The organism is Kitasatospora saccharophila (genome assembly GCF_039529925.1).
Classification (GTDB): Bacteria; Actinomycetota; Actinomycetes; order Streptomycetales; family Streptomycetaceae; genus Kitasatospora; species Kitasatospora saccharophila.
The window spans coordinates 92,304-107,728 of record NZ_BAAANS010000018.1; the positions used below are offsets into that span (position 1 = coordinate 92,304).

Below are 15,425 nucleotides of genomic sequence, written 5' to 3' on the forward strand. Positions count from 1 at the left end.
CGGTGCAGACGCCGCGGGCCTGGCCGGATCGGGCCGCCGGACAGCCGAAATGCGCCGGTCAGCCCGCCCTGCCGGGTTCTTCCGGACGGTGGATCAGTTCCAGTGCCCGGCCCAGCAGCCCGACCGGATCGGCGCCCTCGGGGCGGTCCAGCCAGTGGATCCGGTCGTCCCGGCGGAACCAGGACTCCTGCCGCCGGGCGAACCGGCGGGTGGCCCGGACGGTCTCCGCCCGCGCCTCGTCCTCGGTGCACTCCCCCGCGAAGAACGCCAGCACCTGCTGGTAGCCGAGCGCCCGGCTCGCGGTCAGCCCCTCGCGCAGCCCGGCCGCCTCCAACTCCCGCACCTCGTCGAGCAGCCCGGCCTCCCACATCCGGTCCACCCGCAGCTCGATCCGCCGGTCCAGCTCCGGACGGGGCACCCGGACGCCGATCTGCACCGCGTCGTACACCGCCCGCTGGGTCGGCAGGCTGGCCGTGAACGGGCGCCCGGTGAACTCGATGACCTCCAGCGCCCGGACCACCCGCCGCCCGTTGCTGGGCAGGATCGCCGCCGCCGCCGCCGGGTCGAGGCCGGCCAACCGCCGGTGCAGCACTCCGGAGCCGACCCGCTCCAGCTCCTCCTCCAGCCGGGCCCGCACCTCGGGGTCGGTGCCGGGGAACTCCATCTCGTCCACCGCCGCCCGCACGTACAGGCCGGACCCGCCGACCAGCACCGGCACCTGCCCCGCCGCCAGCTGCCGGTCCATCTCCGCCCGCGCGAGGCGCTGGTACTCGGCCACCGAGGCGGTCTCGGTCACCTCCCACACGTCCAGCAGGTGGTGCGGGACGCCGGCCCGCTCCTCGGCCGTCAGCTTGGCGGTGCCGATGTCCATGCCCCGGTACAGCTGCATCGAGTCGGTGTTCACCACCTCCCCGCCGAGCTCGCGGGCGATCGCCACCGCCAGGTCGGACTTGCCGGCCGCCGTGGCGCCGACCACCGAGACCACCCGGGGCAGGGCGTCGGAACGCACAGAAGGGGAAGAAGAGGAACCGCTCACCTCCCCAGTCTCGCAAAACCCGGGCACCTCCCGTGTCGCGGGCTCGTTGACCGGGGAGGATCAGCTATATCCGGTACCGATATCACCCGATTCGCGAGGAGCGCACTCCATGGGCCTGATGGACAACCTCAAGGGCAAGGCCGAGGAACTCAAGGAGAAGGCCAGCGAGCTGGCCGGCAAGCACGGCGACAAGATCGACAGCGTGGTGGACAAGACCGGCGAGGCGATCGACAAGGCCACCAAGCACAAGTACTCCGACAAGATCGTCAAGGGCACCTCGGCCACCAAGCACGCCCGCGACGACTTCGCCGCCAAGCCCAAGGACGACTGACCCCGCCCGGGGCCCGCGCGCCGTCCAGCACGCCCGGCGTGCCCGGCGTGCTCGGCGCGTTCGGCGCGTTCGGCGCGCTCAGCGCGCTCAGCGCCAGGAGGCCACCAGGTAGCCGACGCCGTACGGGGCGTCCTCGTACCGCAGTTCACCGCTGAGCGCGGCGCCCTCCGCGGCACCCGCCAGCACCTGCCACGGGGCGCGCCCCTCGGCCATCAGCTCGGCCGACAGCCCCGCGTCCAGCCCGGCCAGCGCGGACGCGTCCGCCCCGGCCAGCGCGAGCGCCACCGCCCGGTCGTACCCCTCGGCCCGCTCGTCCAGGTACCCGGGCGCCTTCACCGAGCGCCGGGCGCTGCCGTCACCGAGCACCAACAGGCCCACCCGGTCCGCGAGTTCGGCCAACCCCCGGCCCAGGCCCAGCAGCCGCTCGACGCCCGTGTCCGGCCGCACCGCGACGGCGTGCGTCGGCACCCGGACGCCCGCCTCCTCCAGCAGCCACGCCCCCACCGTCAGCGCGGGCGACAGCTCCGGACCGTCCACCCCGCCCAACGGCAGCCGCACCGCCTTCGACACCCCGTACCGGCGCAGCGACCCCGCCCCGCCCTCCGTCCACACCCCGGCCCGCTCGCCGGTCCCGACCACCACCACCAGGTCGACCCCCGCCAGCTCCCCCACCGCCGCCAGGCACGCCCCCCGCAGCTCCGCCACCTCACCGGCGGCCCCCACCGCCACCTCCGGCACGAGCAACGGCGGACAGGGGCACACGGCGGCGGCAGCAAGCATGACGATCACTCTACGCGGAGCGCACCGACGGGGAACGCGGAACCGGGGGCGCGGGGAACTGCGCGGCCGACCGAGCACGCACAGCCGGATCGCGAAGCAGGACGAGAGCTCGCGCTGTCCCGCGACCTCGCTGACGTACCGCTCCCGCTCCGCGCAGTTCCCCACGCCCCCGGCTTCGCGTCCTCCGGTTTCACCCCGGCGCAGCAGCCCGGCCGAGCGCAGCGGCTACTCGCAGCCGCAGCCGCCCCCGCCCGGCGCCGCCGCGACCTGCTTGGGCGCGCCGATGCCCGGCAGCCCCAGCATCACGCCCGCCGGCTTCGCGGCCGGCGCCGCCTGCCGCTTCTCCCACGCGTCGCCCGCCCGGGTGCGGCGCACGCCCAGCGCGGGACCCTCGGCGAGGAGGTGGTGCGGGGCGGCGTAGGTGATCTCGACGGTGACCATGTCGCCGGGCCGGACCCCGCCCTCGGGCCGCGTGAAGTGGACCAGCCGGTTGTCGGGCGCGCGCCCGGAGAGCCGGTCGGTGCGGTCGTCCTTCTTGCCCTCGCCCTCGGCGACCAGGATCTCCAGCCGGCGGCCGACCTGCTTCTTGTTCTCCTCCCAGGAGATCTCCTCCTGGAGGGCGACCAGCCGCTCGTAGCGCTCCTGCACCACGGCCTTCGGGACCTGGTCCGCCATGTCGGCGGCGGGCGTCCCGGGCCGCTTGGAGTACTGGAAGGTGAAGGCGTTGGCGAACCGGGCCTCGCGGACCACGTGCATGGTCTGCTCGAAGTCCTCGTCACTCTCGCCGGGGAAGCCGACGATGATGTCGGTGGAGATCGCGGCGTCGGGCATCGCGGCCCGGACCTTCTCGATGATGCCGAGGAAGCGTTCCTGCCGGTAGGAGCGCCGCATCGCCTTCAGGACGGTGTCCGAGCCGGACTGCAGCGGCATGTGCAGCTGGTGCATCACGTTGGGCGTCTCGGCCATCGCGGCGATCACGTCGTCGGTGAAGTCGCGCGGGTGCGGCGAGGTGAAGCGGACCCGCTCCAGGCCCTCGACCTGGCCGCAGGCGCGCAGCAGCTTGCCGAACGCCTCCCGGTCGCCGAGGTCGGAGCCGTACGCGTTGACGTTCTGCCCGAGCAGGGTGACCTCGACGACGCCCTCGGCGACCAGGGCCTCGACCTCGGCGAGCACGTCGCCGGGGCGGCGGTCCTCCTCCTTGCCCCGCAGGGCGGGGACGATGCAGAAGGTGCAGGTGTTGTTGCAGCCGACCGAGATCGCGACCCAGGCCGCGTACGCGGACTCGCGCCGGGTGGGCAGGGTGGAGGGGAAGGTCTCCAGCGATTCGAGGATCTCGACCTGGGCCTCGCGCTCGACCGCGGCGCGCTCCAGCAGGGCGGGCAGGTGGCCGATGTTGTGGGTGCCGAAGACGACGTCGACCCAGGGGGCCTTGCGGACGATGGTCTCGCGGTCCTTCTGCGCCAGGCAGCCGCCGACGGCGATCTGCATGCCGCGGTTGGCCTGCTTGGCGGGGGCGAGCCGGCCGAGGTTGCCGTAGAGCTTGTTGTCGGCGTTCTCGCGGACCGCGCAGGTGTTGAAGACCACCAGGTCGGGATCGCCGTCGCCGGCCGCCTTGGCGTAGCCGGCCTCCTCCAGCAGCCCGGACAGGCGCTCGGAGTCGTGGACGTTCATCTGGCAGCCGTACGTGACGACCTTGTAAGTTCGCAAGCTCTCCTCCATACCCACAGAGCCAAGGGTACGGGCAGCGGAGAGGGCCTCCCGCCGGGCGGTGGGGGCTGGCAGTATCCACGGCATGGCTGCTGCGAACCTCCCCTCCCGTCCGGGTGCCGCGCTGCGCCGGGTGCTGCGCCACCGGCTGTTCCGGCTCGGCGCGGTGCTGCTGCTGGTGGCGGCGGGCGCGGGCGGCTGGTGGGCGTCCTCGGCGTCCTCGGCCTCGGGCCCGCACGGCCGGGTCACCTTCGCGACCGGGGTGAACGGCGGGGTGTACGACCGGTACGGGGTGCTGCTGCAGCAGTACCTGGGCGTGCACATTCCGGGGCTGAAGGTCCGGCTGGACAACTCCGAGGGCTCGCTGGACAACCTGGAGCGGGTGCTGGCGGGCCAGGACGACTTCGCGGTCGCCACGGCGGACTCGGTGGCGACCTTCGGCAGCCCGCGCAAGCCGGAGCTGCGGGCGATCGCCCGGCTCTACGACGACTACATGCAGCTGGTGGTGCCGGCCGACTCGCCGGTGCACTCGGTGGCGGACCTGCGGGGGAAGCGGGTCGGGGTGGGGCAGGCGAAGTCGGGGGTGAACCTGGTGACCCGGCGGCTGCTGGAGGCGGCGGGCCTGAACCCGGACCGGGACGTGCGGCCGTCCCTGGTCAGCGTCGGCCAGGCGGCGGACGGGCTGCAGCGGAAGGAGCTGGACGCGTTCTTCTGGTCCGGCGGCCTGCCGACGACCGCGCTGACCGACCTGTCGCAGCGCACCCCGATCCGGATCGTGCCGATGGGCGACCTGTCCGACCCGCTGCACCAGCTGGCGGGCCCGGGGATGGACGCGTACCGGGCGGCGACCATCCCGGCCGACGCCTACCCGGACGTGCAGCCGGAGCGGGTCGCGGTGCCGACGGTGGCGGTGCCGAACCTGCTGGTGACCCGGGCGGACGTGGACCCGGCGCTGGTGGAGGCGCTGACCCGGGCGGTGATCGACAGCCGGGACGACATCGGCGGCCAAGTGCACGCCGCCCAGCTGGTGGACCTGCGCACCGCGGTGTACACCGATCCGCTGCCGCTGCACGACGGCGCCGAGCGCTACTACCTGTCGGTCAAGCCCTGACCGCTCCGGGGGCCGCGGGCCCGCCGCGCCTCACCGGCGGCGCCGGGGCACCGCCAGCCGGACGGTGAGGCCGTGGGGCTCGGCGGGCGCGAAGTCCAGTCCGCCGCCGCCGGCCAGCAGCAGGGTGCGGGCGATGGACAGGCCCAGGCCCGAGCCGTCGATGTTCTGGTGCCGGGAGGAGCGCCAGAACCGGTCGCCGACCCGGGCCAGTTCCTCCTCGGTGAGGCCGGGCCCGGCGTCGGTGACGGTGGCGGTGACCTCGTCCTTGCCGATGCTGAGGCCGACCCGGACGGTGCTCTCGGCCGGGGTGAACTTCAGCGCGTTGTCCAGGACGGCGTCCAGCGCGCTGCCGAAGCCGATCGGGTCGGCCCAGGCGTGCGCCATCGGCGGGCCCTCCCAGCTGAGCCGGACGCCCCCGCGCTCGGCCAGCGGCCGCCAGGCGTCGACCCGGGTGCGGACGAGTTCGGCCAGGTCGACGGGTTCGGGTTCGGGCCGGGAGCCCTCGGCGGTGGCCAGGCCGAGCAGGTCGTCCAGCACCCGGGCCAGCCGGGCGCCCTCCTCGCGGACGGCGACGAGTTCCTCCTCGTGGCCCTCGGGCAGGTCCAGGCCGATCAGCTCGACCCGCAGCAGCAGCGCGGCGAGCGGGTTGCGCAGCTGGTGGGAGGCGTCGGCGACGAACGCCCGCTGCTGGTCGATGGCGAGCACCACGTGGTCCGCCATGTCGTTGAACGAGCGGGCCAGCCGCCGCAGTTCGGGCGGTCCGCCGCTGGGGGCGACCCGGGCGCCGAGCCGTCCGGTGGCGATGTCGTGGGTGGCCCGGTCCAGGGTGCGGACCGGGCGCAGCACCCAGCCGGTGAGCCGGACGGCCAGCAGGATGGCGACGATCATGGCGAGCGCCTCGCCCCCGGCCAGCACCATCCAGCGGTGCAGGATGCGCGAGCGCAGGCCGCCGGTGGGCGACTCGGTGAGCACCACGGCGACCACGTCGCCGTCGCGGACCACCGGCAGGGCGACCGCCAGGGTGCGGTCGGGGGTCCACGGCCAGACCTGCGGCGGGTTGTGGCTGCGGCGGCCGGCCAGCGCCTCCTGGTAGGCCTGCCGGCCGGGGCCGTCGGCGGGGGGCCGCCAGCCGTCGGGGGCGGCGGCGACGGCGCTGCCGTCGCGCTGGAAGACGCCGATCCGGACGCCGTACAGCTCGTGGTAGCGCTCGGCCTCGCTGGTCAGGGCGTGCAGCCGGCCGTTGTCGCCGGGGCCGGGCTGCGGGTCGCCCTTGACGGCGGCGGTGTTGGGGCGGCCCTGGGTGGGCAGGTCCTGGGCGAAGCGGGCGGCGTCGTCGATCCGGTCGACGACCACCTTGGACTGCTCGGAGGCGGCGATCAGGTAGGCCAGGGGCACTCCGAGCGCGGCCAGCACGCAGGCCATCAGGGCGATCAGGATGCCGAGCAGGCGGTTGCGCACGTACGGTCAGCGCTCCGCCGCGTCGTCGGTGACGCCGCCCTCGGGCTGGTCGGCTATCAGCCGGTAGCCGACGCCGCGGACGGCCTCGACCAGTCCGGGCAGGCCGAGCTTGGTGCGCAGCGAGCCGATGTGCACCTCCAGGGTGCGGCCGTTGCCCTCCCAGCCGGAGCGCCAGACCTCGCTGAAGATCTGTTCGCGGCGGTAGACCACGCCGGGGCTCTGGGCGAGCAGCGCCAGCAGGTCGAACTCCTTGCGGGTGAGCGGGACGTCGCGGCCCTCGACCGAGACCCGGCGGCGCTCGCGGTCGATCTCGATGCCGCGGGAGGCGAGCGGTCCGGCCGGTTCGGGGCCGTTCTCCTCGGTGGGCCTGGGGGTGCCGCGGCGGGCCACCGCGTGGATGCGGGCCAGGAGTTCGCCCATGTCGTAGGGCTTGACCACGTAGTCGTCGGCGCCGAGGTTGAGGCCGTGGATGCGGGAGCGGATGTCGGCGCGCGCGGTCACCATGATGACCGGGACGCCGCTGCCGGCCCGGATCCGGCTGCACACCTCGAAGCCGTCCCGGTCGGGCAGGCCGAGGTCGAGCAGCACCACCCGGTAGGGGTCGCTGCCGTCGGGGACGAGCGCGTCCAGCGCCTCGTGGCCGCTGCGGGCGTGCCGGACCTGGAAGCCGTGCCGGCCGAGCACCGCGACCAGGGCGGCGGCCACGCGGTCGTCGTCCTCGACCAGGAGCAGGCGCATCGGGTTCCCTTTCCGGCGGTGTTCGTTCGGGTTCGGTTCGGCGTGTTCGTCCGGGTTCGGTCCGGCGGCGCCGCGGACAGGTTCGGGCACGTCCGGTCGTTCCGCGGCGCGGGTCGCCCCGCGGCCGCGGCTCCGGCACCGTCCCGGCGGAACGGCGCCATCCTGGCATCCATGCCCATCCGGCGTCACCCGGTCAACCGGGACGGCCGGTCCGTTACCCAGCCGGTATCCGCTACCCGCCGACTACCCGGCGTAGCCGAACCGTGATCCTCAAGTTCAGCTCAGATCGGCTGACGAGGGGTCGTGTACCTGTCTAAAGTCACCCCAGTCCGGGGGCCGAGGGCTCCGCCGGCTCCGGCCCCCGGACATCAGACGGACCATCACCGGCTCTGCGGCCCCTGCGAGTTGGCCCGGGTTCGGAGGACGAGGGAGCGAGCCGCGATGACCGAGAACAGCGCCGAGCCGCAGCGGGCGGAGGGCGGCGGGAGCACACCGCTGGTGTCGCTGCGCGGGGTGAACAAGCACTTCGGCGCGCTGCACGTGCTGCAGGACATCGACCTGGAGATCGCCCAGGGCGAGGTCGTGGTGCTGATCGGCCCGTCCGGCTCCGGCAAGTCCACGCTGTGCCGCACCATCAACCGGCTGGAGACCATCGACTCCGGCACGATCGAGGTGGACGGCCGCCCGCTACCCGCCGAGGGCCGCGAACTGGCCCGGCTGCGCGCCCAGGTCGGCATGGTGTTCCAGTCCTTCAACCTGTTCGCGCACAAGACCGTGCTGCAGAACGTGGTGCTGGCCCAGGTGAAGGTCGGCCGGGTGCCGAAGGCCGAGGCCGAGCGGACCGCCCGCGAGCTGCTGGAGCGGGTCGGCGTCGGCGCCCAGGCGGACAAGTTCCCGGCCCAGCTGTCCGGCGGCCAGCAGCAGCGGGTGGCGATCGCCCGCGCGCTGGCGATGAACCCCAAGGTGATGCTGTTCGACGAGCCCACCTCGGCCCTCGACCCGGAGATGGTCAACGAGGTGCTGGAGGTGATGCGCTCGCTCGCCGCCAAGGGCATGACCATGGTGGTGGTGACCCACGAGATGGGCTTCGCGCGCTCGGCCGCCAACCGCGTCCTGTTCATGGCGGACGGCCGGATCGTCGAGCAGAACACCCCCGAGGCGTTCTTCACCGCGCCGCGCAGCGACCGTGCCAAGGACTTCCTCTCGAAGATCCTGCACCACTGAGACCCCGCTTGATCTAGCGTCAGTTCGAATGTGCCCGGAGCCAGCGATGGCCCCTACCGAGGAGAGAACGACCGCATGAAGGCCCGTCGTACCGTAGCCGCCGCCCTGTCCGTCCTCGCCCTGACGGCGGTCGCCGCCTGCGGCAAGGACGGATCACCGAACTCCGATGCCGACAAGGGCGGTTCGGCCGCCCCGCAGCTGCCGACCTACCAGGTGAACGCCGACGCCAAGCTGGACGGCTCGCCGGTGTGGACCGAGGCCAAGAAGCGCGGCAAGCTGGTCATCGGCGCCAAGTCCGACCAGCCGTTCCTCGGTTTCGAGGACGTGCAGACCGGCAAGCGCAACGGCTTCGACATCGAGATCGCCAAGATGGTCGCCGCCGACCTCGGCTTCTCCGCCGACCAGATCGACTTCAAGACGATCAACTCCAGCGCCCGCGAGACCTCGCTGTCCGGCGGCCAGGTCGACTACTACGTCGGCACCTACTCGATCAACGACAAGCGCAAGACCCAGATCGACTTCGCCGGCCCGTACTACATCGCCGGCCAGTCGCTGCTGGTGAACAAGGACAACGCCGACATCACCAGCCCCGAGACCACCAAGGGCAAGTCGGTCTGCACCGCCGCCGGCTCCACCTCGATCGACAACATCAAGAAGTACGAGCCCAACGTCACCACCTTCGACAGCTACTCGCTCTGCGTGGAGAAGCTGCTCACCAAGGAGGTCGACGCGGTCACCACCGACGACGCGATCCTCAAGGGCTACGCCGCGAAGAACCAGGGCAAGCTCAAGGTCGTCGGCGAGCCGTTCTCCAAGGAGCGCTACGGCATCGGCCTGAAGAAGGGCGACGCGGTGCTGCAGAAGGCGATCAACGACGCCCTCAAGAAGCACGAGGACAACGGCGACTGGAAGAAGGCGTACGACGCCACCCTGGGCCTGTCCGGCTCGGCCGCGCCGTCCGTCCCCGACCTGGACCCGACCACCGCCTCCTGACGCCCGTCCGGAACACCGATACCGAGGAAGGAGGGCCGCCGGCATGGGCATACCGTTCGAGGACGGCAACTTCTCGCTGTTCGTCCGCGGGTTCCTGGGGACGCTCGAACTGAGCGCGCTCAGTGCCCTGTTCGCCCTGTTGCTGGGCATCGTGCTGGCGGCCTTCCGCGTCTCGCCGGTCCCGGTGCTGCGGGCCTTCGGCACCGGCTGGGTGATGCTCTTCCGCAACACCCCGCTGACCCTGATGTTCTTCGCGGTGACCTTCGTGCTGCCGCGGCTGGACGTGCACATCAGCAGCTTCACCGCCGCGGTGGCCGCGCTCAGCATCTACACCGGCAGCTTCGTCTGCGAGGTGCTGCGCGCGGGCATCAACACCGTGCCGCTGGGCCAGGCCGAGGCGGCCCGCTCGCTGGGCATGGGCTTCGGCCAGACGCTGAGCCTGGTGGTGCTGCCGCAGGCGGCCCGCGCGGTGCTCGCGCCGATGGGCTCGGTGTTCATCGCGCTGCCCCGCAACTCGGCCGTGGCCGGCGCCTTCAACGTCTTCGAGCTGTTCAGCGTGCAGAAGACCCTGACCGAGAAGGGTTACGCCATCTTCGCCATCTTCTTCTGGGTGGCCCTGGCCTACCTGGTGATCAGCTTCTCGGTCGGCGCGGTCTTCTCCGCCCTGGAGCGGCGCACGGCGGTGGCCCGATGAGCGCCCGCACCGCCTCCGTCCTGTACGACGTCCCGGGCCCGCGGGCCCGGCGGCGCTACCTGCTGGCCGGCGTGCTCGGCACGCTGGGCATCGCCGCCCTGTTCTGGTGGGTCGTCTCCACCCTGGCCGACCAGGGCCAGTTCGACGGCTCGCTGTGGGCGCCCTTCGAGTACAACGCCGTCCAGCAGCGGATCCTGGACGGCGTGCTGGCCACCCTGGAGGTCTTCGGCCTGTCCGCGGCCGGCTCGCTGCTGCTCGGCGTGCTGTTCGCCACCGGCCGGCTCTCCGACCACCGGCCGGTGCGCGCGGTGTCCACCGCGGTGGTCCAGTTCTTCCGGGCCATGCCGCTGGTCATCATGATCTTCGCGCTGTACCAGGCGGTGTTCACCGCCGAGCCGATGTGGGGCCTGGTCGTCGGCCTGGTGCTGTACAACGGCGCCGTGCAGGCCGAGATCATCCGCTCCGGCATCAACGCCGTCCCGCGCGGCCAGGCCGAGGCCGCGTACGCCCTGGGCCTGCGCAAGACCCAGGTGATGAGCCTGGTGCTCGTCCCGCAGGCGGTCCGGGCGATGCTGCCCGCGATCATCGGTCAGCTGGTCGTCACCCTCAAGGACACCTCGCTCGGCTACATCATCACGTACTCCGAGCTGCTGTACGTCGGCAAGCTGATCGCCTCCAACTCCGACGGCTACCCGTACATCCCGGTGGTCCTGGTGATCACCCCGATCTACATCGCGTTGTGCCTCGCGCTCAGCGGCCTGGCCCGCTGGATCGAGTCCCGCGGCCGCCGCGGCGCGAACCGTCGCGGCGCATCCGCTGCTTGACGGACACCCAGGTGATCTGTTGCATTGCTCTTCGTGACACCACCTGGGACCTCCCACCCGGCACATGACGCACCGGCGGCCGGCGCCGCCCGCCCGAAGGCCCCGGCATGGACGCGGTGATCATCGTCGGGGCCGGGCCGGTCGGCCTCGCCCTGGCGCTCGCCCTCGCGCGCAACGAAGTCCCCAGCACCGTCCTGGACGAGGGGCCCGGCGTCAGCGCCGAGAGCCCCCGCACCGTCGTGCTCGGCGGCGACACCGCCGCCTTCCTCGGCCGGATCGGCTACGCCCGGGTCGGCTCCGACGCCGCCCGCTGGGACGCCTTCACCATCTGGCGCCGCCGCGCCGAGGTGCTGCGCCTGCCGCTGGACGACGAACCCGTCCTGCACCTCGCCCAGCACCGCCTCCAGCGCGGCCTGCGCGACGCCGTCGCCGCCGCCCCGCTGATCCGCCTGCTGCCGCGGCACAAGGTGGTCGAGATCGCCCAGGACCGCGACGGGGTCGCCGTCCGCACCAACTCCGCCGGGGAGGAGACCTGGTGGCGCGGCAGCCACCTGGTCGGCTGCGACGGCGCCCGCTCCACCGTCCGCAAGCTGCTCAAGGTCCGCTTCCCCGGCCGGCCCGCCGTCGACCGGCACGCCGTCGCCACCGTCCGGGTCGACCTGCCCTTCCCCGGCGAGGCCCGGCTGCACCGCGAACCCCCGTGGCGCGGCGACCGCGAGGCGTCCGCCCGCCCGCTGCCCGACGGCCTGTGGCGGCTCGACTGGCGGCTGCCCCCCGGCCGCCCCCAGCCCACCGAACCCGTCGACCCGCACGCCACCTGGCCCGGCATCGTCACCGGCGACACCCTGCTCACCCGGGTCACCTCCGCGCTCACCGGCTGGTGCGGCGAACTCCCGCCGCACCAACTGCTCGCCGCCGCCGACCACACCTACCAGCAGCGGCTGGCCGCCCGCTTCCGCACCGGCCGCTGCTTCCTGGCCGGCGACGCCGCCCACCTGCACGGCGCCCTCGGCATGCAGAACCTCGCCGACGGCCTGCGCGACGCCGACAACCTCGCCTGGCGGCTCGCCCTCGCCTGGCACCTGCCGCCCGGCGGCGACCGCGCCGACCGCGCCCTGCTCGACGGCTACGAGGCCGAGCGCCGCGGCGCGGTGGGCGCCCGGCTGCGCGCCGTCGACCAGAGCATGCCGCTGCTGCGGCCGCTGCGCGGCTGGGCCGAGACCCGGCGCTCGCTGCTGTCCGGCTCCTTCCGCAAGCACGCCCCGCTGCTCGCCGACGGCCAGCTCGGCACCGGTCGCTTCGGCGGCGCCCCCGCCTACCCCGCCGCCCCCTCCGGCGTCTCCCCCCGGGTCCCCGAGCAGCGCGGCTCCGGCCGCGGCACCTCGCTGACCGAGCTGCTCCCGGCGACCGCCCCCGGCGTCCTGGTCCCCGACCTCCCGGTGGTCACCGCCGACGGCGCGGCGGACACCCTGCGGGCCCGCCTCGGCGGCCCCTTCCTCCTGGTCCTGGTCGCCCCCGGCACCACCGTCTGGTCCGCCGAGCACTGGCTCGGCGCCGGCCTGATGCCCCGCCTCGCCGAACTCGCCGCCGACCTCCCCGTCCCCACCGAGGTCCTGGTCACCGACGCCTACCCCGGCGCCACCCCGCACACCGTCCTGCTGGTCCGCCCCGACGGCCACCTGCTGGGCACCACCCCCGGCCTCCACCCCGAGACCCTGCACGCCCTCACCGCCCCGCTCACCCCCAAGCCGGGCCTGGAACAGCAGGAAGCCAAGGGATAGCACCCGCGCACCCGGACGAAGAAGACCACAAGCGCCAAACCGGGGACGTGAGGAACCGCACACCCAGCTCCGCACCCGCACGAAGAAGACCGCAGGCGCCAAACCAGGGGCGCGAGGAACTGCGCGCCCAGCCACCCCCACACCGGCAAGATCGCGGCACCGGCAGCCAGTTGCCGCCCCGGGTTGCTCCCCGCTGCGGACCTCGCGCTACCGCGCAACCTCCGTCGCCCGCGACTCCCGCACCACCGTGATCCGGATCTGCCCCGGGTAGGTCAGCTCCTCGCGCACCTGCCGGGCGACCTCCCGGGCGATCTCCTGGGCCCGCAGGTCGTCCACGGCCTCGGGCTGCACCATCACCCGGACCTCCCGTCCGGCCTGCATCGCGTAGACCTTGGTGACGCCCTCGTGCGCCCGGGCGATCTCCTCCAACCGCTCCAGCCGGCGCACGTACGCCTCCACCGACTCCTTGCGGGCGCCCGGCCGCCCGGCCGAGCAGGCGTCGGCGGCCTGGGTGAGCACGGCCTCCACGGTCTTCGCCTCGATCTCCCCGTGGTGGGCCGCTATCGCGTGCACGACCTCCTCCGTCTCGCCGTGCCGCCGGGCGAACTCGGCGCCGATCGCGGCGTGGCTGCCCGGCACCCGGTGGCTGAGCGCCTTGCCGATGTCGTGCAGCAGCGCGGCCCGCCGCACCGGCTCGGGGTCGACGCCGATCTCCGCGGCCATCATCCCGGCCAGGTGCGCGGACTCCACCAGGTGCCCGAGCACGTTCTGCCCGTACGAGGTGCGGTAGCGCAGGGTGCCGAGGGTGCGGACGAGTTCGGGCGACATCTCGCCGCTCGCGCCGATCCCGACGGTCAGCAGCGCGTCCTCCCCGGCCCGCACGCACAGCCGCTCGACCTCGGCCCGGCTGCGCTCGTGCGCCTCCTCGATCCGGGCCGGGTGGATCCGCCCGTCGACCAGCAGCGCCTCCAGGGTGAGCCGGGCGCTCTCCCGCCGGACGGGGTCGAAGCAGGAGAGCTGCACCAGCCCGGGGGTGTCGTCGACGATCAGGTTGACCCCGGTGACGGCTTCGAAGGCGCGGATGTTGCGGCCCTCGCGGCCGATCACCCGGCCCTTCATGTCCTCGCTGGGCAGCCGCAGGGTGGTGACCACGGTGTCGGCGGTGTGCTCGGCGGCCAGGCGCTGGACGGACGCGGCGATGATCTCGCGGGCCCGGCCCTCCCCCTCGGTGACGGCCCGCCGCTCGATCTCCCGGACGGTCAGCGCGGCCTCCCGGCGGGCCTCCGACTCGGCGGTCCGGACGATCTCCTCGCGGGCCTGCGCGGCGGTCAGCCCGGCGGTGTGCTCCAGCAGCCGGCGGTTCTCGGCCGCCTGGTCGGCGAGTTCGCCGCGCACCCGCTCGGATTCGGCGGCGCGGGCGGCGAGTTCGTCCTCGTGCTGGTGGAGGCGGTGCAGTTCGGAGGTCAACCGGGCCTCGCGGCGGTCGAGTTCGGCCCGGCGCTGGCGGAGCATCAGGAACCCGGCGGCCAGCACCAGCACCAGGGCGCCGATCAGCACCCCGGCCGCCAGCAGCAGGGAGGAACCCGTTTCGGTGCCCTGAGCGATGCCCATCCGGCCACTCCCCGTCCTGCTCACGCTGCCGCTGAGGCGACCTCCGCGATCGTCCTGCCACTGAGTGTGAGGCTAGGCCGAGGTTACGAAACGGTCAAGATGCGATCGAGAATTGGCTCCATCGATCTGATCACCAGTCATCAAATCGCACGGTGGTGCGGGCACCCTGCCGCAGGCTCCGCGACCGGCGCCCGCGCTCAGTCCCCCTCCACCTCCGGCCAGTCCTCCTCCCCCGCCCCCTCCGCGTCCAGCGCCTCCCGCACCACCCGGTACGCCAGGCCCTCGGCGTAGCCGCGGCGGGCCAGCACCCCGACCAACCGCCTGGTCCGCACGTCCCGTTCCAGGCCGGCGGTGGAGCGCAGCTTCCGCGCCACCAGCGCCCGGGCGGCCTCGGACTCGTCGTCGGCGTCCACCTGGAGCAGGGCCCGTTCGGCGGTCTCCCCGGTGACGCCCTTGGTCCGCAACTCCTGGGCCAGCGCCCGCCGGGACAGCCCGCGCACCGCGTGCCGGGACTCCACCCAGGCTTCGGCGAAGGCGGCGTCGTCGATCAGGCCGACCTCCTCCAACCGGTCCAGCACCCGTTCGGCGGCCTCGTCCGGGATCTCCTTGCGGCGCAGCGCATCGGCCAACTGCTTGCGGGACTTGGCGGCCCCGGTGAGCAGCCGCAGGCAGATGTCCCGGGCCCGCTCCGCCGGGTCGCCCTCCGGTTCGACGGCCCGTCCGCGCCGCGGCTTGCGCTCCTCCCGCGGCTCCCCCGCCCCGCCCGGGCCCTGGGCCCGCTCGGCCCGCTCGGCCTTCGCCCGCCGCCGCGGCCGCTCCGGGGCCGCCGGGGCCGCCTCCGGCAACTCGCCCAGCGCGCTGCGCCGTCGCCGCCGCCCGCCGGGCAGCTCGGAGGCCCGGACCAGCCCGGGCAGTTCGCTCACCGGGGGCTCCTCGGGGCCCGGCCGCCCGGCCGCCGCGGCGGGCCGGTCCGGCGGGCCGGCCGGCTCCGGCCCGGCGTCCTCCTCCGCCACGGCCGCGAACCAGTCCGGCGGACCGTACTCGTCGGCGCCCCCGCTGCCGCTACCGAAAACGCCCGCACCGGACCCGTCCTCGGACGGGCCCGGTGCCGGGTGGTCGCTCTGCTGCGGTGTCAAC

At 73.9% G+C, this 15,425-nt stretch carries 14 protein-coding genes; 7 read left to right on the forward strand and 7 right to left on the reverse strand.

Annotation, left to right across the window (positions count from 1 at the left end):
• Positions 1 to 58 precede the first annotated feature (58 nt).
• Positions 59 to 1,009 carry a tRNA (adenosine(37)-N6)-dimethylallyltransferase MiaA gene (gene miaA, locus ABD345_RS15465; RefSeq protein ID WP_344552662.1) on the reverse strand — a complete coding sequence of 317 codons (951 nt, stop codon included), beginning with the start codon at positions 1,007 to 1,009 and terminating at the stop codon, positions 59 to 61.
• Positions 1,010 to 1,145: 136 nt separating this feature from the next.
• On the opposite strand from miaA, the gene ABD345_RS15470 reads away from it, so the two are divergent.
• A complete protein-coding gene (locus tag ABD345_RS15470) occupies positions 1,146 to 1,367 on the forward strand; it encodes an antitoxin (RefSeq protein ID WP_014138444.1) in 222 nt (73 codons plus the stop codon).
• Positions 1,368 to 1,454: 87 nt separating this feature from the next.
• Here ABD345_RS15470 and ABD345_RS15475 read toward each other — a convergent pair whose 3' ends face one another.
• Both ABD345_RS15475 and miaB read right to left on the reverse strand, forming a co-directional pair.
• Positions 1,455 to 2,147, reverse strand: coding sequence for a class III extradiol dioxygenase subunit B-like domain-containing protein (locus ABD345_RS15475; protein WP_344552664.1), 693 nt, complete (start codon positions 2,145 to 2,147; stop codon positions 1,455 to 1,457).
• 225 nt (positions 2,148 to 2,372) lie between these two features.
• Positions 2,373 to 3,866: a tRNA (N6-isopentenyl adenosine(37)-C2)-methylthiotransferase MiaB gene (gene miaB / locus ABD345_RS15480; RefSeq protein ID WP_344552665.1), complete on the reverse strand. Its 1,494-nt coding sequence runs from the start codon at positions 3,864 to 3,866 to the stop codon at positions 2,373 to 2,375.
• A gap of 73 nt (positions 3,867 to 3,939) precedes the next feature.
• Between miaB and ABD345_RS15485 the strand changes: the two genes are divergently transcribed.
• Positions 3,940 to 4,965, forward strand: coding sequence for a TAXI family TRAP transporter solute-binding subunit (locus tag ABD345_RS15485; RefSeq protein ID WP_344552667.1), 1,026 nt, complete (start codon positions 3,940 to 3,942; stop codon positions 4,963 to 4,965).
• Positions 4,966 to 4,995: 30 nt separating this feature from the next.
• Here the strand turns inward: ABD345_RS15485 and ABD345_RS15490 are convergent, their stop codons facing one another.
• Both ABD345_RS15490 and ABD345_RS15495 read right to left on the reverse strand, forming a co-directional pair.
• A complete protein-coding gene (locus ABD345_RS15490) occupies positions 4,996 to 6,423 on the reverse strand; it encodes a sensor histidine kinase (protein ID WP_344552668.1) in 1,428 nt (475 codons plus the stop codon).
• Between the two features lie 6 nt (positions 6,424 to 6,429).
• Complete coding sequence (locus ABD345_RS15495) at positions 6,430 to 7,161, reverse strand: response regulator transcription factor (RefSeq protein ID WP_344552669.1); 732 nt, start codon at positions 7,159 to 7,161, stop codon at positions 6,430 to 6,432.
• A gap of 441 nt (positions 7,162 to 7,602) precedes the next feature.
• Between ABD345_RS15495 and ABD345_RS15500 the strand changes: the two genes are divergently transcribed.
• The 5 genes from ABD345_RS15500 to ABD345_RS15520 all read left to right on the forward strand — a co-directional run bounded on the left by ABD345_RS15500 (position 7,603) and on the right by ABD345_RS15520 (position 12,677).
• Positions 7,603 to 8,385 (forward strand): amino acid ABC transporter ATP-binding protein, encoded by a 783-nt coding sequence (locus ABD345_RS15500; RefSeq protein ID WP_380274751.1) that lies wholly within the window; start codon positions 7,603 to 7,605, stop codon positions 8,383 to 8,385.
• A 75-nt stretch (positions 8,386 to 8,460) separates the two neighbouring features.
• On the forward strand, positions 8,461 to 9,378 hold the full coding sequence (locus ABD345_RS15505) for a glutamate ABC transporter substrate-binding protein (protein ID WP_344552670.1): 918 nt from the start codon (positions 8,461 to 8,463) through the stop codon (positions 9,376 to 9,378).
• Between the two features lie 43 nt (positions 9,379 to 9,421).
• Positions 9,422 to 10,072 (forward strand): amino acid ABC transporter permease, encoded by a 651-nt coding sequence (locus ABD345_RS15510; RefSeq protein ID WP_344552671.1) that lies wholly within the window; start codon positions 9,422 to 9,424, stop codon positions 10,070 to 10,072.
• A complete protein-coding gene (locus tag ABD345_RS15515; RefSeq protein WP_344552672.1) occupies positions 10,069 to 10,896 on the forward strand; it encodes an amino acid ABC transporter permease in 828 nt (275 codons plus the stop codon). The genes ABD345_RS15510 and ABD345_RS15515 overlap by 4 nt, the downstream gene beginning before the upstream one ends.
• 107 nt (positions 10,897 to 11,003) lie before the next feature.
• Positions 11,004 to 12,677 (forward strand): FAD-dependent monooxygenase, encoded by a 1,674-nt coding sequence (locus ABD345_RS15520; protein ID WP_344552674.1) that lies wholly within the window; start codon positions 11,004 to 11,006, stop codon positions 12,675 to 12,677.
• Between the two features lie 207 nt (positions 12,678 to 12,884).
• On the opposite strand, the gene rny is transcribed toward ABD345_RS15520, so the two are convergent.
• On the reverse strand, positions 12,885 to 14,288 hold the full coding sequence (gene rny, locus ABD345_RS15525; protein ID WP_344552675.1) for a ribonuclease Y: 1,404 nt from the start codon (positions 14,286 to 14,288) through the stop codon (positions 12,885 to 12,887).
• 197 nt (positions 14,289 to 14,485) lie between these two features.
• Complete coding sequence (locus ABD345_RS15530; protein WP_344552676.1) at positions 14,486 to 15,424, reverse strand: regulatory protein RecX; 939 nt, start codon at positions 15,422 to 15,424, stop codon at positions 14,486 to 14,488.
• Position 15,425 lies beyond the last annotated feature (1 nt).